This is a genomic window from Nosocomiicoccus sp. HMSC059G07 (assembly GCF_001815515.1).
Lineage (GTDB): Bacteria > Bacillota > Bacilli > Staphylococcales > Salinicoccaceae > Nosocomiicoccus > Nosocomiicoccus ampullae_A.
The window spans coordinates 1-23,234 of sequence record NZ_KV820838.1; the positions used below are offsets into that span (position 1 = coordinate 1).

At 34.6% G+C, this 23,234-nt stretch carries 21 protein-coding genes and 1 pseudogene; 14 read left to right on the forward strand and 8 right to left on the reverse strand.

Annotated elements, in window-relative coordinates:
* Positions 1–192: 192 nt before the first annotated feature.
* Positions 193–1,344: a beta-aspartyl-peptidase gene (gene iadA / locus HMPREF3029_RS05105; RefSeq protein ID WP_070710065.1), complete on the reverse strand. Its 1,152-nt coding sequence runs from the start codon at positions 1,342–1,344 to the stop codon at positions 193–195.
* 272 nt (positions 1,345–1,616) lie between these two features.
* On the opposite strand from iadA, the gene HMPREF3029_RS05110 reads away from it, so the two are divergent.
* From HMPREF3029_RS05110 to HMPREF3029_RS09135, 6 genes and pseudogenes are all read left to right on the forward strand, one after another.
* A complete protein-coding gene (locus tag HMPREF3029_RS05110; protein ID WP_070710066.1) occupies positions 1,617–1,907 on the forward strand; it encodes a hypothetical protein in 291 nt (96 codons plus the stop codon).
* A gap of 606 nt (positions 1,908–2,513) precedes the next feature.
* Positions 2,514–2,660 (forward strand): annotated as a pseudogene (locus HMPREF3029_RS05115) (DUF6262 family protein); the annotation flags it as partial.
* Between the two features lie 235 nt (positions 2,661–2,895).
* Positions 2,896–3,261, forward strand: a complete 366-nt coding sequence (locus tag HMPREF3029_RS05120; protein ID WP_068128936.1) for an ArsR/SmtB family transcription factor — start codon at positions 2,896–2,898, stop codon at positions 3,259–3,261.
* Positions 3,254–5,668 (forward strand): cadmium-translocating P-type ATPase CadA, encoded by a 2,415-nt coding sequence (locus HMPREF3029_RS05125; RefSeq protein WP_070710067.1) that lies wholly within the window; start codon positions 3,254–3,256, stop codon positions 5,666–5,668. The genes HMPREF3029_RS05120 and HMPREF3029_RS05125 overlap by 8 nt, the downstream gene beginning before the upstream one ends.
* A 79-nt stretch (positions 5,669–5,747) precedes the next feature.
* Complete coding sequence (locus HMPREF3029_RS05130; protein ID WP_068128932.1) at positions 5,748–6,365, forward strand: CadD family cadmium resistance transporter; 618 nt, start codon at positions 5,748–5,750, stop codon at positions 6,363–6,365.
* A 181-nt stretch (positions 6,366–6,546) separates the two neighbouring features.
* Positions 6,547–6,699 carry an IS3 family transposase gene (locus HMPREF3029_RS09135; RefSeq protein ID WP_083314993.1) on the forward strand — a complete coding sequence of 51 codons (153 nt, stop codon included), beginning with the start codon at positions 6,547–6,549 and terminating at the stop codon, positions 6,697–6,699.
* A 56-nt stretch (positions 6,700–6,755) separates the two neighbouring features.
* Here HMPREF3029_RS09135 and HMPREF3029_RS05135 read toward each other — a convergent pair whose 3' ends face one another.
* Both HMPREF3029_RS05135 and HMPREF3029_RS05140 read right to left on the reverse strand, forming a co-directional pair.
* A complete protein-coding gene (locus tag HMPREF3029_RS05135) occupies positions 6,756–7,358 on the reverse strand; it encodes a hypothetical protein (RefSeq protein ID WP_070710068.1) in 603 nt (200 codons plus the stop codon).
* A 79-nt stretch (positions 7,359–7,437) separates the two neighbouring features.
* Positions 7,438–8,355 carry a 1,4-dihydroxy-2-naphthoate polyprenyltransferase gene (locus HMPREF3029_RS05140; protein ID WP_070710069.1) on the reverse strand — a complete coding sequence of 306 codons (918 nt, stop codon included), beginning with the start codon at positions 8,353–8,355 and terminating at the stop codon, positions 7,438–7,440.
* A 122-nt stretch (positions 8,356–8,477) separates the two neighbouring features.
* Here HMPREF3029_RS05140 and HMPREF3029_RS05145 point away from each other — a divergent pair, with 122 nt between their 5' ends.
* Genes HMPREF3029_RS05145 through menB form a run of 4 tightly spaced genes read left to right on the forward strand, consistent with a single transcriptional unit; the run spans position 8,478 to position 13,072 of the window.
* Positions 8,478–9,830 carry an isochorismate synthase gene (locus HMPREF3029_RS05145; RefSeq protein WP_070710070.1) on the forward strand — a complete coding sequence of 451 codons (1,353 nt, stop codon included), beginning with the start codon at positions 8,478–8,480 and terminating at the stop codon, positions 9,828–9,830.
* Complete coding sequence (gene menD, locus HMPREF3029_RS05150; protein ID WP_068130695.1) at positions 9,827–11,482, forward strand: 2-succinyl-5-enolpyruvyl-6-hydroxy-3-cyclohexene-1-carboxylic-acid synthase; 1,656 nt, start codon at positions 9,827–9,829, stop codon at positions 11,480–11,482. Before HMPREF3029_RS05145 ends, menD begins: the two co-directional genes overlap by 4 nt.
* Complete coding sequence (gene menH, locus HMPREF3029_RS05155) at positions 11,469–12,257, forward strand: 2-succinyl-6-hydroxy-2,4-cyclohexadiene-1-carboxylate synthase (RefSeq protein WP_068130696.1); 789 nt, start codon at positions 11,469–11,471, stop codon at positions 12,255–12,257. The genes menD and menH overlap by 14 nt, the downstream gene beginning before the upstream one ends.
* Positions 12,254–13,072 carry a 1,4-dihydroxy-2-naphthoyl-CoA synthase gene (gene menB / locus HMPREF3029_RS05160; RefSeq protein WP_070710071.1) on the forward strand — a complete coding sequence of 273 codons (819 nt, stop codon included), beginning with the start codon at positions 12,254–12,256 and terminating at the stop codon, positions 13,070–13,072. The genes menH and menB overlap by 4 nt, the downstream gene beginning before the upstream one ends.
* A 40-nt stretch (positions 13,073–13,112) precedes the next feature.
* Here the strand turns inward: menB and mprF are convergent, their stop codons facing one another.
* Entirely contained in the window at positions 13,113–15,587 is a 2,475-nt protein-coding gene (gene mprF / locus HMPREF3029_RS05165) for a bifunctional lysylphosphatidylglycerol flippase/synthetase MprF (RefSeq protein WP_070456937.1), read from the reverse strand.
* On the reverse strand, positions 15,580–16,191 hold the full coding sequence (locus HMPREF3029_RS05170; protein WP_083302062.1) for a C39 family peptidase: 612 nt from the start codon (positions 16,189–16,191) through the stop codon (positions 15,580–15,582). Before HMPREF3029_RS05170 ends, mprF begins: the two co-directional genes overlap by 8 nt.
* A gap of 121 nt (positions 16,192–16,312) precedes the next feature.
* Here HMPREF3029_RS05170 and HMPREF3029_RS05175 point away from each other — a divergent pair, with 121 nt between their 5' ends.
* From HMPREF3029_RS05175 to HMPREF3029_RS05185, 4 genes are all read left to right on the forward strand, one after another.
* Positions 16,313–17,200 carry an SDR family oxidoreductase gene (locus HMPREF3029_RS05175; RefSeq protein WP_070456934.1) on the forward strand — a complete coding sequence of 296 codons (888 nt, stop codon included), beginning with the start codon at positions 16,313–16,315 and terminating at the stop codon, positions 17,198–17,200.
* Positions 17,201–17,242: 42 nt separating this feature from the next.
* The gene (locus HMPREF3029_RS05180) at positions 17,243–18,205 is read left to right on the forward strand and encodes a tRNA dihydrouridine synthase (protein ID WP_070710072.1); all 963 of its coding nucleotides are present in this window, start codon (positions 17,243–17,245) and stop codon (positions 18,203–18,205) included.
* A gap of 167 nt (positions 18,206–18,372) precedes the next feature.
* The gene (locus HMPREF3029_RS09415; protein WP_168165506.1) at positions 18,373–18,546 is read left to right on the forward strand and encodes a hypothetical protein; all 174 of its coding nucleotides are present in this window, start codon (positions 18,373–18,375) and stop codon (positions 18,544–18,546) included.
* 251 nt (positions 18,547–18,797) lie between these two features.
* Entirely contained in the window at positions 18,798–19,538 is a 741-nt protein-coding gene (locus tag HMPREF3029_RS05185; protein WP_070710073.1) for a hypothetical protein, read from the forward strand.
* A 69-nt stretch (positions 19,539–19,607) separates the two neighbouring features.
* On the opposite strand, the gene HMPREF3029_RS05190 is transcribed toward HMPREF3029_RS05185, so the two are convergent.
* From HMPREF3029_RS05190 to pgaC, 3 genes are all read right to left on the reverse strand, one after another.
* The gene (locus HMPREF3029_RS05190; RefSeq protein WP_070710074.1) at positions 19,608–20,675 is read right to left on the reverse strand and encodes an acyltransferase family protein; all 1,068 of its coding nucleotides are present in this window, start codon (positions 20,673–20,675) and stop codon (positions 19,608–19,610) included.
* Positions 20,672–21,481 (reverse strand): intercellular adhesin biosynthesis polysaccharide N-deacetylase, encoded by an 810-nt coding sequence (icaB, locus tag HMPREF3029_RS05195; protein ID WP_070710075.1) that lies wholly within the window; start codon positions 21,479–21,481, stop codon positions 20,672–20,674. Before icaB ends, HMPREF3029_RS05190 begins: the two co-directional genes overlap by 4 nt.
* Positions 21,482–21,743: 262 nt before the next feature.
* Entirely contained in the window at positions 21,744–22,967 is a 1,224-nt protein-coding gene (gene pgaC, locus HMPREF3029_RS05205) for a poly-beta-1,6-N-acetyl-D-glucosamine synthase (RefSeq protein WP_070710099.1), read from the reverse strand.
* Positions 22,968–23,234 lie beyond the last annotated feature (267 nt).

Here is a 23,234-nt window from a genome sequence, read left to right on the forward strand (position 1 = left end):
CAAGGGACTTGTTTAAATTATATTTTTTACCTAAGAATCTGTATCCTCCTTCTTCGTTTAAATATTCATTAACTATTTTTACCTTAAATTCAAAGCTATGCTTTTTATTCTTCATACAAAAACACCCCTAAAGTTGGATTTTAGTGTCCAACTTTAGGGGTGCAGCTCATAACATCTCTATTTTTAATTTAATTATTCAAACGTTCCTTTTACAATGACAGCACCACGTGACATCATCTGTCTACCTCTCATAAATACTTCTGTAAGTTTAAATGTGTCTCTATCAATAATTAAAATATCTGCGTCATAGTCTTTCGCGATATTTCCTTTATGTTCTAATTCTAAAGCTCTAGATGTGTTAGTTGTCACTAAACATAAAACTTCTTCTAATGAAAGAATATGATGTTGTACGACTCTTTTCACTGTCTCTAAAATAGTATCCGTTGGTGCGACGTCTAAGCCGAGTAGATTACCATCGTCATCAAATTTAGGTAAGCTCCCATTACCGTCAGTAGATAACGTCAGTTGTGATAAATCTCCATTATTTTCTTTGTAATATTTGACCCATCCAAATGCCTCATCATAATCACATGTAATGTCAACAAATGCCCCTTTTTTACCGAGAGTAATGGCGTCGTTCATTAACTCTTTACTTCTATTAATATGTGTTGCATATAACTTTGAAGCAGGTAATTCGTACTCATCGAGTACCTCATGTAATTGTGATAAATAAGCTTTCCCCGGCCCAGTATGGAAATGTGTAACACCAACTTTACCACTTATTAATCCGCCAACACGAGAATCTCCAATAATTTTTGCGAGTTCATGCGTACTCGGTTGACCTGATCGTGAATCGGCTATTGCAATTTCAGCAGTACCGATGATTTTATCGATTAAAATAATATCGTCTTTAACGTTCCCTGTAATTGTCGGTGTAGGTACGTCATAATTTCCTGTGTAAATGAAAGTAGTGACACCTTCTTTTTCTAATCCGCGCGCTTTAGCGAGTAGGGATGAAACATGTCTCGTCGTGCCGTCAGTTCCGAGTAGTCCAACGACAGTTGTTAAACCACTTTTTATAAGGTCACTGAGTTGAACTTCAGGTGTACGCTTATGGAAACCACCTTCACCGCCACCACCGAGTAAGTGGATATGTGGGTCAATAAAACCAGGAACGACGTAGTTATTATTAGACTCGATGACTTTAACAGTAAACATTTTTTGAAGATCTGTGACATCGATATGATCGTCAATTTTTAAAATTTTATGTTGAGTAAATAAAATATCTTTTTTGCCTAATGACTTTGGAGTAAATAAATCTGCGTTTTTAATTAATGTAAACATATTAACACTCATTTCTAAATATTCTTACTATTTATATAACCATATTAATGAAATTAAAACAAACAGTCATTCATTACTTGGTAAAATATAATGGTTTATTTTATCTTCAAAATTATAGAGTAATAGGATTTAATGAAATAAAAAAAAGTATGCATCAGCATACTGTTGTAAAAAGTTATTATTTAAATTTTAAAACAAGATCAAGTAATGACTCGTCTTCGTGAGACTGAACTTTCACTTGTGGTTGGATCATATGGAGTAATATAAATCAAATGATTACAATAGGTTTTTTAAGTGAATCTATAGATGATGTTATAAAAGCAAATTCATCATTCTCACAAACCAATTGGATTCAATTAATCACCGGTTTTTTCTTAATTAGTGTAGGACTCTATTTAGTATACTTTGTAAAAAATAAGCTTTTTATCTTAAATATTAATGCTTATTTTGATAAACGAGTTGAATCTAGTAATGAAGATTTAGGGTTATCTACTTTTGAATTTAAAGAGAGAGAAATAGATTTAATTAAAATTTATAAAAGAATCAATAGAAACCACCTATGAAGAAATATTAGAAATCATACAAGATAAGACTACGTCATTTAGTTCTGAAAGTAGGAATTTTAGAAGGGATTTCACTGGTATAGCTAGTTACATTATTTTTAAGTCTAAAGACTATTTGACGATAAATAAGAGAAACTTTAAATACCAATTGGAATTATAAATTTTAGATTGAGTAGTTTTACCTTAAGCATAGAAATATTTTCCAGAAATTCGCTTTTATATTTCTTACTATAATAAATATATGAATGTAAGTACTCCTAGAAGAGCCCTTTTTATTATTTGCCTTCATCTGACACCAATGTCAGTAAAACAACATTTTGTATAATCATATTCCGACAATAAAAAAGGCAAAGCGTTCGTTTTCTCACACTCTATTTCGCCAGTGGTATTTGTTATTGATCGTGACACTACCGCATCTCTCACTGATAGATGCAAGGATAAACATGCAGTTGATCCTAATTCGTATACTCATAAGGATAACTAGTCCATGCATCCCGTTCCAGATATGTTAAAAACTTGTCATAAAACAAAATACTTACTTTTTCACTACGGTGAGTGTAGTAGAAAAATTTGAAAGAAGGAATTCAAATGCACAAGTTAGACATTATTTTATCAAAATCTGAGAAAAGCTCTCGATCTGAAGGGGTTCTTGTTAAGACTTTAAAAACAAGAGTTAAGGAATTAGAGGAGGAAAATAAAAAATTAAAAAACCAAATTCAGAAATTATATGGAGAATTGTACAATAATGAATAGTTAAAAGTTAATCTATAATTGAATTGTGAAGAAATGTACTTAAACTAACAGGGCAGTTATGTTTAAGATACTTTAAAATTTGGTTAAAATCTCCGAAAGGATTGGTTTCTAACATTAGAAATCAATCCTTTTTAATATTAATTATATATCATTCAAACAATCATTTGACTATTTGTTTATGGTATGATATATTATAATCATCAAACAAATAGTCATTTGAATAAGGAGGATAATTATGACAAAAGATATGTGTGAAGTTACCTGTATTCACGAAGATAAGGTAAACAGGGCTAAAAAAGAGCTTGCTAAACAGAATCCTATGGATGTAGCGAAAGTTTTTAAGACTCTGTCAGATGATACAAGGGTTAAAATTGCTTATGTTTTATCTTTAGAGGGAGAGTTATGTGTTTGTGATGTAGCGAATATCATTGAATCTTCAACGGCTACGGCATCCTATCATTTAAGATTGTTGAAAAATTTAGGTATAGCAACATACCGTAAAGAAGGAAAATTAGTCTATTATTCACTAGATGATGAGCATGTTAAACAGCTTGTAGAAAAAGCTTTCTTGCATCAAAGGGAGGTTGCTAGTATTGGATAGTTCAACAAAAACATTAACAGAAGATAAACAGGTTTACCGTGTGGAGGGTTTCTCGTGTGCGAATTGTGCTGGGAAGTTTGAAAAAAATGTAAAAGAACTACCAGGGGTGCATGATGCGAAAGTCAATTTCGGAGCTTCCAAAATTGATGTCTTTGGCAGTGCAACTGTTGAAGATCTGGAAAAGGCTGGTGCTTTCGAGAATCTTAAAGTGGCACCAGAGAAGACTAGAAGACGGGTCGAACCAGTGGTAACAGAAGATAAAAATGTTTACCGTGTGGAGGGATTTTCTTGCGCAAACTGTGCTGGGAAGTTTGAAAAAAATGTAAAAGAACTACCAGGGGTGCATGATGCTAAAGTCAATTTCGGAGCTTCCAAAATTGATGTATATGGAAATGCATCGGTTGAAGAGCTTGAAAAAGCAGGTGCTTTCGAGAATCTTAAGGTAATTCCTGAAAAACTGGCGAATCCATCGATACAAGCGGTCAAAGAAGACACTAAGGCTCTTAAAGAAGAGAAAATACCGTTTTATAAAAAGCACAGCACATTGCTGTTTGCCACATTAATGATTGCTTTTGGTTACCTTTCTCACTTTGTAAATGGAGAAGATAACCTTGTAACTTCCATGTTATTTGTAAGTTCGATTGTAATTGGCGGATATTCACTATTTAAAGTTGGTTTTCATAATTTGATACGCTTTGATTTCGACATGAAAACCCTTATGACCGTTGCAGTTATTGGAGCTGCCATCATTGGTGAATGGGCAGAGGCATCCATTGTTGTCATTCTCTTTGCAATCAGTGAAGCACTTGAACGTTTTTCTATGGATAGAGCAAGACAGTCCATTCGTTCATTGATGGATATTGCTCCAAAAGAAGCACTTGTTAGGCGGAATGGTCAGGAAATAATGATCCATGTGGACGATATCGCCGTGGGTGATATTATGATCGTCAAACCAGGGGAGAAAATTGCCATGGATGGGATCATTATAAATGGGGTGTCGGCTGTCAACCAGGCTGCTATAACAGGAGAATCTGTCCCTGTTGCCAAAACGGTAGATGATGAAGTATTTGCAGGTACGCTTAACGAAGAGGGACTACTTGAAGTAAAAATCACCAAATACGTAGAGGATACAACCATCTCCAAGATTATTCATCTGGTTGAGGAAGCACAAGGGGAGCGCGCTCCAGCGCAAGCATTCGTAGATAAATTTGCGAAATATTATACTCCGATCATTATGGTTATTGCGGCGCTCGTTGCAGTCGTTCCACCTTTATTCTTTGGTGGAAGTTGGGATACTTGGGTTTATCAAGGATTAGCGATACTTGTAGTTGGATGTCCGTGTGCATTAGTTATTTCTACTCCAATCTCGATTGTCTCGGCAATTGGAAATGCAGCTAAAAAAGGTGTGTTGATTAAAGGCGGTGTCTATCTAGAGGAATTAGGAGCCATTAAGGCAATCGCATTTGATAAAACAGGAACACTGACAAAAGGTGTACCAGTGGTAACAGATTTTAAAGTGTTAAATGATCAAGTGGAAGAAAAAGAGCTGTTTTCCATTATTACAGCTTTAGAATATCGATCACAACATCCACTTGCTTCAGCAATAATGAAGAAAGCAGAGCAAGATAATATTACTTATTCCGATGTTAGAGTGGAAGACTTCACTTCTATTACAGGTCGGGGCATTCAAGGGAATATAGATGGAACAACCTATTATATTGGCAGTCCAAGGCTTTTTAAAGAATTAAATGTTTCCGATTTTAGCCTTGAGTTTGAAAATAAAGTGAAAGTTTTACAAAACCAAGGGAAAACGGCCATGATTATTGGAACGGACCAAACAATCCTCGGCGTGATTGCTGTAGCAGATGAGGTCCGCGAAACAAGTAAAAATGTGATTCAAAAACTTCATCAGTTAGGAATCAAGCAAACAATTATGCTGACAGGTGATAATCAAGGTACCGCAGAAGCAATCGGTGCTCATGTAGGCGTTTCTGATATTCAGTCCGAATTGATGCCACAGGATAAGTTGGACTATATTAAAAAAATGAAAGCCGAGCATGGTAATGTAGCTATGATTGGCGATGGCGTCAATGATGCTCCTGCACTTGCTGCATCCACTGTTGGCATTGCAATGGGCGGTGCTGGAACAGATACTGCCATCGAGACAGCTGATATTGCATTAATGGGAGATGATTTAAGTAAGCTTCCATTTGCAGTAAGACTTAGCAGGAAAACGCTAAATATCATCAAAGCGAACATCACGTTTGCCATCGGAATTAAGATAATTGCCTTACTATTGGTTATTCCAGGCTGGCTAACCCTTTGGATTGCGATTCTTGCCGATATGGGAGCCACTATTTTGGTAGCATTAAATAGTTTGCGACTGATGAGAGTGAAGGATAAATAGGTACTATATGTGTGCAATTTACGGAAGGACTTTTCATTTTGAAGAAAAGTCCTATCCCTAAAATATTGGAGATGATAAAATTGTCGCGACGATACTGACGGCTACTGCGGTATATGTAGCAACAGGAATTGATTATCTCGTCATATTAATTCTTTTGTTTTCGCAAGTAAAAAAAGGTCAGGTAAAACATATTTGGATAGGACAATATATAGGGACTGCAATTGTGATAGGAGCAAGTCTTTTAGTTGCACAGGGGATTGTAAATTTAATTCCTCAGCAATGGGTTATCGGACTACTTGGGCTTTTACCACTTTACCTAGGCGTGAAAATATGGATTAAAGGAGAAGAGGATGAAGATGAAAGTAGCATTTTATCCTTATTCTCCTCTGGAAAATTTAATCAGTTATTTTTGACGATGACTTTCATCGTATTGGCTTCCAGTGCGGATGACTTTTCCATTTATATACCGTACTTCACGACCTTAAATATGTCTGAAATCTTTATTGTCACTATTGTCTTTCTTATTATGGTTGGAGTTTTGTGCTATGTCAGTTACCGTCTAGCTTCCTTCGATTTTATATCGGAAACAATTGAGAAATATGAACGTTGGATTGTACCAATTGTATTCATTGGGCTAGGTATTTATATATTGTTTGAAAATGGAACATTCAATGCTCTGATTTCATTTCTTCTTTGAAGTGGCGAATCCAAACCATAAAGTAAAGTATAAAGAGGTTATCCTATTGATTGGGATAACCTTTTTATATTTAACTAATTATCATTTACGTTAAACACATGTACTTAAAGTAAGAACATTGATTTAAACCATTTTTTTCATAATTTACTATTGATAAGATACAAACCCATCAAGAGAAGATATTGAAGTAAAAGGAGAAGTATTCAAGACATATGAAGCATTAGAGATCGCAGTACATGAATATATTAGATACTATAATAAAGATAGAATTAAGCTAAAATTAAAAGGCATGTCTCCTGAACAATTCAGGAAACATACCTTACAATCTGCTTAATTCCAAAAGTCCAACTTTTGGGTAGCACATCATCAGCATACTGTTGTAAAAAGTTATTATTTAAATTTTAAAACAAGATCAAGTAATGACTCGTCTTCGCGAGACTGAACTTTCACTTCGTTTTCGTCTGGATCTACTGGACCATATGCAACTACTGCTTTAGTAGATTCATCTGTTTGAAGTGTTTTTGTAGAGTCGTTGACAAGTGCGTGATATTCACTATTTTCTGGAATATCTAATGTTAAGTTATCTGTTGCAATCATCCCAGTTTCTGAGAACTGACGTACCGCAAGGTCTAAAGCAAATGCTTCGTTTCCTGCAGTAGGGATTGATGACTTGTTTGTGAATTCATATTCGATGACGACAGCTTTCTTAGCTGTAGCATTTTCATCTGCTTCTTTTTCTTCATCTGATGGTTCGATATCGATAGTATCGATACGTGTAATTACGTATTTACCATACTCGCCGTCATATTCAATCGTTTCGTTTAAGTCGTTTTCACTTACGTCAACGTCTTTAACTACTGATTCGTTTGATTCTGTCGTTGCAGTTTCTTCTGTACCATTCTCTTTTTCGCTTGTTTTGTTATCATCAGTGTTACAAGCAGTAAGTAGTAATGTAGAAGCTGCACCTGCAACTAAAAAGTGTTTAAAACTCATTATTATGCCCTCCAAATTGTGTGAATAGTTTAAGTATATATGAGAACAAATTAAATTTATAGCTATTTTCAGTAAATGGTTAATGTATAAATAAACCGTATAATAATACGCCTATTGACAGTAATAAACCGTAAATCGTGTTGAATTTGCCCATCGCAGCCATCGCTGTAATGAGCTCTACTGGTGAATCTCCGTCTCTTAAAAGCTGCATTGTTTTTTTATACAATTTAAATGAAAGTAACGGTAAAAGTAAAAATAATGATGGCCATAAATTTGTAAAAGCCATAATAATTGCGAATGCAAAACATAGTATTAGTAAAAAGTTAACGACTTGAGTAGCCGTATCTTTACCTACGAGAATGACGAATGTACGTCGTCCACTTTGTGCATCTTTTACGCGATCACGAATGTTGTTAAACATATTTAACAAGCCGATTGTAATCATAATTGGTAAAGATAATACGAATGGAAACATATGTAATTCTTGTAAATGGATGTAAAACGTAATAAGAATAATGACAGGTCCCATAAATACTCCTGAAAATACTTCACCAAAAGGTGTCCAAGAAATAGGGATTGGCCCGCCTGTATATAAGTATCCGACAGCCATCGATATACCACCAATGACGAGTAACCACCAAGAAGTTTCGTATGCAATGTATAATCCAATAATCGCTGCAATAAAGTAAAATGTAAGTGCGAAAGTTAACACACGTCTCGGTGTAATACCATTTCGTACGATGGCACCGGCGATTCCAACAGAATCTGCACTATCGAGTCCACGTTTAAAATCGTAGTACTCGTTAAACATATTTGTTGCGGATTGAATTAAAATTGTCGCAGTTAACATTAAGAAAAACATTAAAAAGTTTACATTTCCAAATGGAAGTACTGCCGCTGTCCCAACAAACACAGGGACAAATCCCGCGGTCAATGTATGAGGACGTGTTAAACTAATATATTTTTTGTATCCGGTAAGAACATCTGCATGTTGCATTTTAAATCTCCTTTTAAAGATAACTGTACAACATTCTATCATACTTTATGGCGAACTATGTACACAGTTTTTTGGAAAGATGATAAAATATAAAGTAATTATATTAAAGGAATGTGAGTATAATGCATATTGAGTCCTCGCAATCACTTATTGATGAGATTGGTATAGATTCAAACACATCATATTTGGCATTACATTTTAGTACGAAAGATTTCGATATAACGCCGTCCAAAATCTTTATGCACTTTAATCATAAAAAAGGCGAAAGATACTGGTTTAAATCACGTGAAGCGGATATTAACGTAATAGGTGTTGACTATATCGATTCAATTAATCGTAAACAATTTAATGCGGACATTTTAAACACTCAAAAAAATGGCCTATTTAATAATATTCAACATGTTAAATTAAATGATGGATTAGTCGGGGATATCCACTTATTTGGTGGCACACGTTTTGACGATAAAAAAACGACTGATGAATGGATCGATTTTAAAATGGTCGAGTTTATCCTTGCATCATGGCAATTTGATTTACACAATCAGGAAGCGTTTCTTATTTTAAAGAAAGAAGACCTTCAAACAGAAAATTTAGCTGAATTAATCGTGAATACGTTGCGTGGAATCGAAGTGGCAGAGCCTCGCTTCAGATTTCCAGAAATATCGAGCCATCATGAAATTTATCCAAAAGCTTGGAAAGCACTTGTTGACAATACAGTGGACATTTTAGATGATGACTTTGAAAAAGTCGTTTTATCGAGAGAATTACTTATTCGATTTGAAAATGAAATTGATCCAAATTTTTTAATTAACCGTTTAAAAGTAGAGTCAGATACTTTCAAGATATTTTATGAACGTGGGACGTCGACGTTCGTTTCTAAAACACCAGAGAAGCTATTTTACTTAAAAGATGAAAAACTCTCGACGCACGCAATCGCTGGATCGATTCGTAGAGAAGATGACGACACGGTAAACGAACAAAATAAAAAAGATTTCTTAAACGATGAAAAAAACCACTTTGAACATATCGTCGTCAGGGATTCAATCGTCGAAGACTTAAAACCTTATACATGTTCAGTTTATTATGACGATACGCGTATATTAGAAAATAAATTTATTTATCATTTATATACACCAATCGAAGCGACACTTAATAAGGAAAGCAACTTGTTCGACGTCTTACACGCCTTGCATCCAACGCCTGCTGTCGGAGGGTTACCAAAGGATCGTGCGTTAGAATATATAAAGGAAAAAGAATACTTTACGCGTGGATTATACGCAGCACCTATTGGCGTCATTTCAAAGTCTAACGAAGCTGAGTTTGCAGTAGCACTGCGCTCGATGCGCATTACAGGTAAAAGTGCGACGCTTTATGCTGGAGCTGGAATTGTGAAAGGATCTACAGGAGAATCTGAATACGAAGAGACTAGAACGAAATTTAGACCGATGTTAGATGTATTGGAGGCGCTAGAATGAATCATCAAGAAGCCTTAACTGAACAAATTTTTACGTTAGTCGACGCGTTATACAGTAAAGGGATGACAGAAATCGTCATTAGTCCAGGATCTCGTTCGACACCAATTGCGATCGCATGTGAATGTCATCCACATATTAAAACATATATTCACCCAGACGAACGTGGTGCAGGTTTTTTTGCGCTCGGGTTAAGTAAAGCATCAAAACAACCAGTCGGCATACTATGTACTTCTGGAACAGCAGCAGCAAACTACGTACCGAGTGTGTCTGAAGCGGGGTTAATGCACATTCCGTTAGTCGTTTTAACGTCAGACCGCCCACATGAATTAAGAGATGTCGGCGCACCACAAGCGATTAAACAAACGAATATGTTTTCGAACTATGTAAAATTTGAAACAGAACTTCCGATTGCTGACGAAAGTGAATATAATATGTCTCACGTTGAAGATCGTGTACTTCAAGCGAGTCAGTATTTTGACGGGATTTTAAAAGGTCCTGTACACATTAATATTCCGGTTCGTGAACCGTTAATGCCAAATATAAATCGAACAGATTTCTTTTTTAGAGAACAACTCATTCAAGAATCTATTACTGTAGAATCGAATATAGAGCCGTTACTAGGAAATGGATTAGTCATTATTGGTGAAACGGACTGTAGTTTAGAAAAGATTGACTTTGAAAAGTATAAGCAACTCACGTTTATAATGGACCCAAGAGTCAGTGAGCGCACGAAGTTATCACGTGTTGTTACAACACATGACTTAATATTTATGAATTTAACAGATGAACAACGTAATGAATTAGAATCACAGTTTGATTTTATATTACGTATCGGTGAAGCGGTGACGTCCAAATCGACAAATCAATTTTTAAAACAGACGTCTTTAAAACAAATATTAATAAGTGAGTTTATCGATGTTAAAACATTTCCGAAAACTCCAGACGTCACTTATGTTGGTGACGTTAAACAAACGTTAGATGCGTTACTCATTGAATCGGATCATTCAGTGGATGTACTATACGAAGTCGATAGAGATATTAAGCAGTTGATCAATGATGAAATTGAAAACTATGACGACGAAGGACGCTATATGTATGAAATTATTAAAAGAACTAATAATGATCGAACGTTATTCGTCTCAAGTAGTATGCCGATTCGTGACTTTGAACGGTATGATGTATTTAATCGATTAAATATATTAGCAAATCGCGGAGCAAACGGTATAGATGGTGTTGTCTCAACGGCATTTGGTGTTGGAACGAAGATGCCGATGACGTTAATTATCGGAGACGTGTCATTAAACCACGATATTAATGGTCTTGTCATGTCGAAGCTTGAAGAGATAGACGGCACAGTCATTTGTTTTAATAATAATGGCGGTAATATTTTTAGTTATTTACCTCAAAAAGAGCACGACATACACTTCGAGAGATTGTTTGGAACACCGCTTGATTTAGACTTTTCACATGCAGCGAAATTATATGGATTTAATTATCATTTAATTAAATCCGTAGATGATTTAACAGAGGAAATTTTAAATCAAAAAGGTCGTAACTTCATTGAAATTAAAACAGACCGTGAAGATAACGTAAAGCAGCATAATGATTTAAAACAAAAGGTAAAGGCACTCGTTCAACATGTTAAATTTTAATTATGAATTTAATGATCATGGTCACGACGAAACGCTAATCATTTTACACGGTTTTTTATCAGATTTACGTTCTATGAGAAAACTTGCTAAAGCATTTACTGATGTGAACACTTTACTTATAGACTTACCTGGCTTTGGGAAAACGAAAAGTGTCGGTATTGATTATGATATGAATCATATTGCTAAAAGTATTGTTCAGCTTATCGATACATTACATTTAAAACATGTTCATGTGTACGGATACTCGATGGGCGGGCGTGTTGCAGTGTCACTACTTGCAAATTATAGTGAACGATTTTCTAAATTTATATTAGAATCCACGTCGCCAGGAATGAGTAAAGTAGACCGACGACATGCGCGTATTAAAATCGACGAATCACGTAGAGAGCGACTTGAAACAGATTTTAAAGCGTTTATAGATGAATGGGAAGAGTTACCGTTATTTCAAAGTCAAAAACTGTTAGATGAAAAATCTTTTTTATTGCAACGAGAAGAAAGACTGAGTCAAAATAATATTGAAGCAGCAGATAGTCTACGTAAATACGGAACAGGTATTCAGCCACATTATTGGGACGATTTAAATAAAGATAACGACGTTTTAATTATCGCCGGTGAAAAAGATGAAAAGTTTGTTAAAATTGGAGATAATATGAATAAGCAACTTAAAAATAGTCGCTTACATATATTTAAAGGGTGTGGCCATAACGTCCACCTTGAAAATAAAGAGACATTCGTAAAACTATGCCACGAATTTTTATCGGAGGGAAAACAATGACACGTGAGTGGAAAACATTAAAGGAATATAAAGAAATTAAGTACGAATTTTATAACGGTATCGCTAAAATTACGATCAACCGACCGGAAGTGCGTAACGCATTCACACCGTTAACTGTTTCAGAAATGATCGACGCGATGAGTCGCGCGCGAGATGACGAGAACGTTTCTGTGATTGTTTTAACTGGTGAAGGTGACTTAGCGTTTTGTTCAGGTGGAGACCAAAAAGTACGCGGGCACGGTGGATACGTTGGAGACGACCAAATCCCACGTTTAAACGTATTAGACTTACAACGTTTAATTCGTGTAACGCCTAAACCAGTTGTCGCAATGGTTGCTGGATATGCAATTGGTGGTGGACACGTACTTCACGTTGTGTGTGATTTAACAATTGCTGCGAATAACGCAAGATTTGGACAAACAGGACCAAAAGTAGGTTCATTTGATGCTGGTTACGGTTCAGGTTATTTAGCACGTATTGTAGGACATAAAAAAGCACGTGAAATTTGGTTCTTATGCCGTCAATATGACGCACAAGAAGCGTTAGACATGGGCTTAGTAAACACGGTTGTACCACTAGAAGATTTAGAAGACGAAACAGTGAAATGGTGTGAAGAGATGATGCAACATTCACCAACAGCACTTCGTTTCTTAAAAGCAGCGATGAACGCTGATACTGATGGACTCGCTGGGCTTCAACAATTCGCTGGTGACGCAACGCTTCTTTACTACACGACAGATGAAGCAAAAGAAGGTCGCGATGCGTTTAAAGAAAAACGTTCACCAGACTTTGATCAATTCCCTAAATTCCCATAAATTTATGAATAAAAAATCTCAAGTTCAATTGAACTTGAGATTATTTTTTATGGATTGTTTGAAGAACTCGAATAATATTTAATAATATCGAGTCATATTTTTTATACACTAAATATCGTGTCTCCCAATGTGGTTTAAATTTAGATTTATAATGACGTAAACCACTGAAACTATAGTAGTCTCCGAGTTTTTCATAAGCGATTGCTGCAAATTTTTCTCGTAAGTAACCGTATTTATTTAATCCGACGTTAGATAATGTCGCCATCCCCATATTAAAGTATTTATAGCCATGATTTTGTGCGTAAAGTAGCATGTTAATGTATAAAACGTCCATCATTGGTAAGTCGACATTTGGGCTCCAACGAATTAAATCGACGGATAGTCGTTCGTCATCGACAGGCATGAAAGTGCAAAATCCGACGACGTTATAGATTTCGTCACGCACTAAACCGACTGGTGCAGCCATTACATAGTCTTTTTCAAATTGACCGACAGAAAATGACAACTCATTTTTTACACCGAGCCAATGATTACTCACACGTAAACATGCGTTGTAATCTTTTTCAGATAACGTGTCTACGACTTCAAAAGAGTATCCCTCTTTTTCAAATTTATTCATCGTCGCACGGAATGCGCGCTGCTTTTTACCACTTAAAGTAAAATTATCTAACGGGATTACAGCTTCCTCACCAAGCTTAAAGAACACATTACCGAAATTATGATAGAGCGGCAAATATTTTTCCTGTGCCTGATAAAATACGATGCGCAATCCGAGTGGTTGATACGTGTCGTAAAACTCCATTAATAAGTCTTCAAAAGAATCCTCGTTTCCAACAGGATCTCCGAGAACAACTGCACGGTCTTTCGTGATACTAAACATAATAAAGGCGTTCTTAGTTTCATTACTAAATATATATTTATCATCGCTAAATGCGAGGTGGCTTAAATAGTTCCCACCATATGTGTTTAAAATCTCACGAACATCATTTTTATCAATACATTGACCGAGTAATTGACCGAGTTCACGTTTAATACGAGATTTTAAAATTGCGGATAAAAGAATCGCTAATCCAACGAGCACAACGGTCATTAAAGTTATAGATTCAACGAGTGTTATACTTTTAAATGATTCTTTAAGAGATATGCGTGAAATAAAATACGTATATACTGAACCTGACACGAACATCATAAATAATAATCCATATCGCTTTGGTTCTAGTGGATATATGATGTAACGGCAGTTTTTCATCTGGTTAAATAGCATGACGATAATTGTGACAAGCCATATAACACTGACGACAGTTCCGTAAGTAAACAACACACCGACACATAGCATTGCTGCACCGATTAGGGCCATCAACATACCACGTAACGACTGTTTAAACACTCCGTATGAAAATATAACAAGCAACATTGCACCGGTGATTACTACTGTATACATGATGAATGACACTGACGAATGGTCAAATGATATATTGTATAAGATAATGACACTACCTGTTAAATGTACGAACGCTGTGATGAGTAAAATAATCGCTGTCACTGCGCTTGGTATATGTTTAACGTATGACTGTATTAAATGTGTCGTATAAGAATCGTTGTCTTTAATATATGTACTCATAATCGTCGGTAAATTACTCATAATGAGTGTTAACGCGATCATAAACGGTACGATGTAATAGACAAATCGATAGATTAATAATGCAAGTAATATTTTTTCGCTCGGAATACCGTGTGAACTTAAAAGTGAAATAAATGCTAAATCAAATGCACCTAATCCACCCGGAATCATACTGAGTAATCCGATAATCGATGAAATCGTAAATACCGCAAAGAATAAACTAAATGACATATCAGCATCCAGTAATTTAAAGATAATCAGTAAAATTCCACTTGCTAAAATCCAATCAATTGTAGAGATAGAAACGACTTTAATACCAAATAGTCGATCTGTTCCGATCGGTTTCAATATCGTGAATAAAATAAAAACAATAACAAAAAGAGCCATCGCATACATTAATAGTTGAGCACCTTTGTACTCTAAACTATAGTGAGAAATATCAATCATTTTTGTAATGACACAAATACTAAAAATACCGAGCCCACTCACAAATGATAATAAAACGAGTGATATATATTTAATTAGATTTTTATTTTCAGTTTTCGGTTGATACATCATAATACGAATACCGTTGCCGATTAACGATCCAAATCCGATTAAGTTATTGAGCGCATTAACGATAAAGCTAATAATAATAACAGTGCGAACGGGTAAATCTATGTGTGCTGCACGTCGTAATAGTAAATCATATAGAGATAAAGAAAAAATTGCTAAAATCCCAATGAGTGCAATACCCGTAAAGCTTAACGTATCTAGATTTTGAAATTCTTTAATCGTTTCTTTAAAGTTAATTGTTCGAATTTCTTTAAATAGTAAATTCGTAACGATTAAAATGATCGCAAATATTAACACGTACTTAAATTTTGGCCAGACGTGTTTTAATGTTTTATTCATGTAGACTGACCTCCCTGTATACAACGTCGTTTTCACCGTTTACATATCCTTTATAAAATTTCGATTTACGTATTTTAAAAATCTGACGTTTACTTGGCCATAATGCTGGTAAATGTAAAAATTTAAACTGAAATAATATAGGATCGATATAGAAATAGTGTTGTTCATCGTATCCGATTAAAAGGATCGCATGTATATTTGATACCGTTCTAAAAGATCCTGTTGATAACTGAAACGTCTTATACTTTGGACGTTTAAAATTATTCGTTGGAAGCATAATAATCGGTTGCTTCGTATCGAGTACGTCTTCAATCTCTTTCATCGTCATTTTAGAATGTACAACAATTTTGTCATCAAAAGATTTTAAAAATTGACCGAGCGGTCTTGGGAAAATCGTTTGATGTACGTTAAAATATAAAAAGCTCGGATGCCCCACATATCCAATTCTTGGATCATCCGCATGTTTTGGCATTAGCTCAGCAAGTTTTTTTGGTGAATAGTTGATGCCGTTATATTCTAAAAGCATCGATGCAACTGTTGACTCACACCCCATAATCATTGGGAAAGGGAGAAGTTGCGTTTTCGGTTGAACATTTAATATCATAGGCTTCACTCTTTAGTTTTTATTAATTATATATTACATGATATGAAAGACTACGAGAAACATTTTTAAAATTAAAAAAATAGGGTATAGAATAAGTAAATTTTAAAAGAGGAGTTTTTTCATGACACATTTACAAAACCCAAGAACAAAATTTGAATATAATGATTTTCCAGATCAAAATCAAAAAGGACCTGCGTTACAAACTGAAATGACACCAGTTCCTGATACTGGTGAAGAAACGTATACAGGACACGGTCGTATGAAAGGGTTAAAAACACTCATTACTGGAGGAGATTCAGGTATTGGACGTGCGGCAGCAATCGCATATGCTAAAGAAGGTGCAGACGTTGCCATTCAATATCTTCCAGGTGAAGAAAAAGATGCTAAAGAAGTTGAGGATTTCATTAACAATTTAGGTCAAAAAGCTGTGACTTTAAAAGCAGATTTTCGTAATGACGGAGAAGCGGCAAAAGTAGTAGAAGATGCTGTAGAAGCCCTTGGTGGATTAGACGTTTTAGTTTTAAACTCAGCAGAGCAATTCGCTCAAGAGAAGTTAGAAGATTTATCAATCGAACAAGTAAAAAACACATTTCAAGTGAACGTCATTAGTATGTTTGAAGCAATTAAACAAGCTGAAAAACATCTAAAACCTGGTGCATCTATTATTTTAACGACGTCTGTTGAGTCATTTAATCCATCTAAACAATTACTGGATTATGCAGCGACAAAAGGTGCCATTTCAAACTTAGTCGTAAACTTCGCTCAGTACTTTAGTGAAAAAGGAATTCGAGTAAACGGAGTCGCTCCTGGTCCAATCTGGACACCACTTCAATTAGACGGTGGGCAACTTGAAGGTAAAATACCAACATTTGGACAAGGTTCACAACTTGGTAGAGCTGGTCAACCAGTAGAGCTCTCATCAGTTTATGTACTTTTAGGTAGTGAAGAAAGTAGCTACACGACAGGACAAATTTATGGTATAACTGGTGGGTACAATATTACGTTATAATAATTAGTATTTTAACTGTGTTTGAGAGGAATTGAACGATAGATGAAAGAGAATTTTTGGAACGATCTTCCGAAACCATTTTTTGTGCTTGCACCGATGGAGGATGTGACGGACGTCATCTTTAGACATGTCGTTGGAGAAGCGGCTCGTCCAGACGTTTATTTTACAGAGTTTACGAACTCTGAAAGTTACTGTCACCCTGAAGGTAATAAAAGTGTGCGTGGTCGTTTAACATTTACTGAAGATGAACAACCAATGGTTGCACACATTTGGGGTGATAAACCGGAGTTCTTCCGTGAGATGAGTATCGGTATGGCCAAAGCAGGATTTAAAGGGATCGATTTAAATATGGGATGTCCAGTCCCAAATGTCGCTGGTGACGGCAAGGGAAGTGGTCTAATCTTACGACCAGACGTTGCAGCTGATTTAATAGAAGCAGCAAAAGCTGGGGGACTTCCAGTAAGTGTAAAAACGAGACTTGGGTACACGTCAATAGACGAATGGAAGCCGTGGCTAACGCATATTTTAAAACAAGATATTGCGAACTTATCTATCCATTTACGTACACGTAAAGAGATGAGTAAAGTTGACGCACATTGGGAGCTAATTCCAGAAATTAAACAATTACGAGACGAAATCGCACCGAATACGTTACTCACAATAAACGGAGATATCCCTGACCGTAAAACAGGTTTAGAACTCGTTGAAAAATATGGAGTAGATGGTGTGATGATTGGGCGAGGGATATTCCATAATCCATTTGCTTTTGAAAAAGAACCGAAAGAACATTCAAGCGACGAATTACTCGAACTACTCTATTTGCACTTAGATCTACATGACAAATACTCAAAAGAACTCGAAGAACGTCCGTTTCAAGCGTTACACAGATTCTTTAAAATATATGTCAAAGGCTTTAGAGGAGCGAGTCAGTTAAGACACGCATTAATAAGCACTAAAAATACAGATGAAGTACGAGAAATGCTTAAACAATTTAAAGCACAATAAGTGAATGAATAATATAAATACCGTCCTAGTATAAGGACGGTATTTTTTATGGAAATCACAATATACTACCCTAAAGTTTGTAAATTGTATATAATAGATTTAAGAGGATAAAATATCAACATTGATTAATGTTTACTTATTAAATATACATAAAGAGAAGGTGACTTATGAAATTCGTAGATGTAGTCGTACTGTTTTTAATCATCATATATGTATTTCTCAATAGTTTTACTTCTATTATGCCAAATGATCCAGTATTTCAAAAATTAATGGCAGGACCAGTCATTCTCGGTGCGTTGTTAATCATTTTTAAAACCTTAAAAAGAGAAATAAAGGATTAAGTTTACGCAAATGAGTTTTGCGTAAAATCGTTTTTATTAATTTTATATAAAAACGATTTGTATAAAGAAGGTGTCTGTTTCGTTTACGCAAAAGGCTTAATTGTCAACGAAATGAATGGTGCTTTAATACAAAAGGGATTTGTATAAAATTAAATTATTTAATTTGATGCAAAATAATATAACGACATTATTTTGATAAGAAAATCAACTTTATTATAAAGAGATGATTAATTATTTAAAGGAGTGTTTTCATGAATGCAGGAGTACAAGCTTCAGAAGCTTTAGTAAGTAGCAATTCTTCACACTGGTTACTATATATTTTAGTTGGTATAAATCTTTTCCTTAGTGTTTATCAATTTTTGAAAATGGCGAAATTTAGAGAACGTGAAATCGAAGATACCAATATACGACATAAAGAGATAATAGAACAACAAAGACAACAATTCGCTGAGCAATTGAAGCAATTGAATGAACAACATACAAGAGAGTTAGAAGTGAAGGTTATTGTTGAGTCTCAAAAAGAGAGAATTGAGGATATCAGACAGTTAACTAGTGACTACTTATTAAAAGTCAGTGAACTAAAGAAGGTTGTATACAATAATTTACTTCATCGAATTCGAGATGAGGAGGGTTATAAAAACAACTTACAATCAATAAGTGAAAATTATTTTGAGTTGACTTATCCAGCACTGGAAGCGAAAAATTTACTTGAATTCAGACTGTCAGAAATTGAAAATACAGATCATCTTATAAAATATACAAATGATTTGTATCATAAAACCAAAATGACACCGATTAAAATATATGAATGCGACACTTTTAGTCCACCTAATGGTCAGTTTCCTTTGGAGTACAAGGGTGAATTTACACGTAAAAAATATGATGATGAACAAAATGATGCGAGACAAAAGTTATTTGATGAATCAACTAAATATCTTAAATCTCAGTGGACTAGTCTCTACAACAAAATAGATAAACTGAGTGATTTTTAATTTATTGGATTATTGACATATGAAAATGAAAAGAGCTACCTCCCAAAATTTTATGGGAAGTAGCTCTTTTTATGATAGATATTTTGCATCTATTTCTTTAAATATATATTTAAAATCTCTCGTACCAAATAAAATTCGTGTTACTGAGAATGTATGAACGAATATTGAAAATCCGATGATGCTTGTTTGAACAACGAACAGTGTTATTAATATGAATGCAAGTGTTGAATCTACAAATGGTCGAGTGACGTCATACACGCTATTTAAATATAACGGATGAAGTAAATAAATTTGGTATGAGAAATGCGACACAAATACGACGTAAGAATAAGCAATCGTATTACAATGAATCGCTATTCCGAGTACTAAGAAAAACATCATTGTATTATACGGTATGAGTTTTCCTGCAAAACTTTGAACTGTATAGTAATCGTGGTTAAAGTACATGACGAAAATGACAAACGCTAATATTGAAGCTGCGATGACGATCACTAGATAATCCTCTAAGAACTTGATTACATTATCATAATGATAGCCAATAAAGCCACCTAAAAAGTAGTAGAATATCCAGCCTAGAAAGAACGTGTGCTCATTTAATGGATAGTCATGTATTAAAAACTCTTGGAACCAGTCATAGTGATTTCTTACATAGAAGAACACGACTTGGACTATGAGTGCACTAAACAAGACCCAAATATTTCCGAATATTTTTAGAGGTATCCTTTTAAAAAGTAAATTGAGTAAAATCGTAAATAAAAATATGATAATAAAATACCCGTACCAGTTTCCGATGATTACAGCATCTTTATAGATTTCGATGAAACTCTCATCACTGCCATATTTCATAGTATAAGCGTATAAAATGCCGACAAAAAAGTACGGTATAAACACATAAACAATTCTTTTTCTTATAAAGTTATAAGGTATATAATCATACCTTGCAGTCACCAGTAGTTGACTTAAAATTAAAAAACATGGCACTCCAAAAATAAATATATTTCGTATGATATATAAGTATTCATACTCAACTGTCTCCGTCGCTTCTTGTATTGTATAAGACGTTAAAATATGCGTTAATACAATCGAAGTACATATTATTGCACGTACGTATACGAGCTCTAGTTTCTTATTTTTCATTTAAATTCATCCCATTCTTCCACAAGTTTTTTAAACGAAGATTCTGTAATTAAAATGCGAGGCAAATAATAAGGATGACTGTCTGTTCGAATAGGTGCTTCCTGAAGTGAATAGCCGTATACAATTTCTGCACTTTTAATCGCACTTAATTTGGAATCATCGACATAGCCATACGGATAGGCGAGTCGATGATTGGTTTCGTTAAAATGTTTTTTAAGGTAAGCATTACTCGTTTTAATATCTTTTGTTAACGCTTGATCTTCTGTTCTATTTAAAATGGTTTTATGATGTTTATCCATGAAATGTAAGTTATTTGTATGAGAGCTAAATTCCCATCGATTTGTTTTATAGAGTTTCTTTAAACCGTCGAGATCTAATAAAGTTAAATTTAAATAATTATCGTTACCGACTTGGCCAGTGATAACAAAACCTGTAGCTTTTATATCATACTTTTTCAATATTTCTTCAGCATTTAAAACCGTATCATCCAGATCATCGAAATTCACCCAAACACATCGCTTAGGGAATTCTCCTTTTTCGTAGTAAAATTCTAACTCTTCTGCATTAACAAACGTTGCATCGTGATCTACGAGCCATTTCATCTGCCGCTCAAACTCATCAGTTGTGACACTATAGATATCTTGCTCTTTGTTTGGTGCAATGACTTTGAGCAATTTATATAGAAGTGTTTCTTCACGGATGCGATGATAATTTAACGCGAGACACTCCTCAGATGCTTTGACATCGTTTGGTATATTCATAAATATCATGAATGTAAGTAGTAGAGCTATACACAATTTCTTCATAATTTTTCCTCTTTAAACGATTGAATAAATCTCACAACGAAGAAAATTACTATAACAATTATGAAGTAAAACACGGATTTAAACATATCGATATAATCTGTACGACTGATAGACATTGAGATTCTAGCGAGCTGTACGAACTCTGTATTAATATTTAAAAGTGTCATAGATGTAATGTAAATAACGAATAAACAATATAGCCATAATGGAATAGAACTCACATAAAGAATTGTTTCTCTTAAAAGGTTCAGATTGGAGTGTACTACTGGATGTCTCCTCTGTCTGGGCTTGTCCATGTCGCAAACTCTCCTTTCTTACGCTTTAGTGCTTTCGGTAATGCAAACAATACGACGAGACCGTTAATTAGCCAGTAAACCGTTGGATACCAACTTAAAAAGAGAAGGCCAATAATATTTCTACGTTCGTACTTTACGTCGATAAATAAAGCGACTAAAAACTGAATAATATTAAAGAACGTTAATATTAAAGCACTGATGACGAGTAAACTTAATTGTTCTCTAACACTAAAAATATTTAGTAAATCTAACCTCATTACTGTAAAGAACAATGTTAGCAATATGATATAAATCCATAAAATTGAAAGTAGAGATTCTAACAGTAATAGATAAAGCGGGAATTGTCCCTTTTTGATAATATTTTTAAAATCACGAATAATAACTTCATGACCACCTTGAGACCAACGCACTCTTTGCTTCCATAAACCACCAAGCGTTTCAGGAACGAGCATAAAACACATCGCGCGTGGCTCGTAAAGGATTTTCCAATCATTTAAATGCAGATTCCAAGACATAGCGATATCTTCAGTGATCATATCCGTATCAAACAGACCGACGTCTTCTAGTGCTTCTTTTCTAAACAATGTAAATACACCTGAAACAGTGTTGATTGCACCTGCTAAACTTTGTGCACGTTTAATACCACCAATAATACTCGCGTATTCAACGACTTGTATTTTTCCAAGCATAGAGTCCTTATTACGAATTCTTGGGTTACCTGTAACTGCACCGATCGAATTGTCGTTTAACATATGTGTCATCATATACTGGGGTGCGCCGTCAAAAATTACAGTATCCGCATCTATACATAGAACGTAATCATACGATGCTTCTTTAACCGCTTCATTTAATGCATTTGCTTTACCTTTGTTTTCTTTTAAATTAATAAATTTAAAATCATAGCGACTTTTTAAGTCAGTTAATTTTGCAGCTGTATAGTCAGTGCTCCCATCATTGACCATAATAATTTCTTTTAAAGGATAATCGAGATGTACTAGGGATGTAAGTGTTTCTTCTAACGTATCTTGTTCATTAAAACAAGCGACGACAAATGTGATTCCTTTTAAATCTGATGGAATCGGTCGACTTTTTGAAAATAACTCATACCTAATAAAGTAAAGGGAAGATCCGATTGTCCAGTACATAGACATAATTGCTGGATACAAAATCAGTATCAATAAAAATTTCAATAAAATCATTCGCTTTCAAGTGTTATCACTTTTAGATATAATGTGCTCTATATCAATACGAGAGCACATTTAATATAGAGAAAAGAAAATTAACACTCAATACTTTTCATTGAATTCTCATTGAGTTGTTAGCGCTTAGTAATAAAAAATGGGTATTATTTCTTTTTTATTTCAAAATAGGGAGTGTGTTTTAACAGAATTCACATTAAATTTTAATGATGATATTTTGAATTTATTATGTATAAAAAGAGAGTTTATAATATAAAA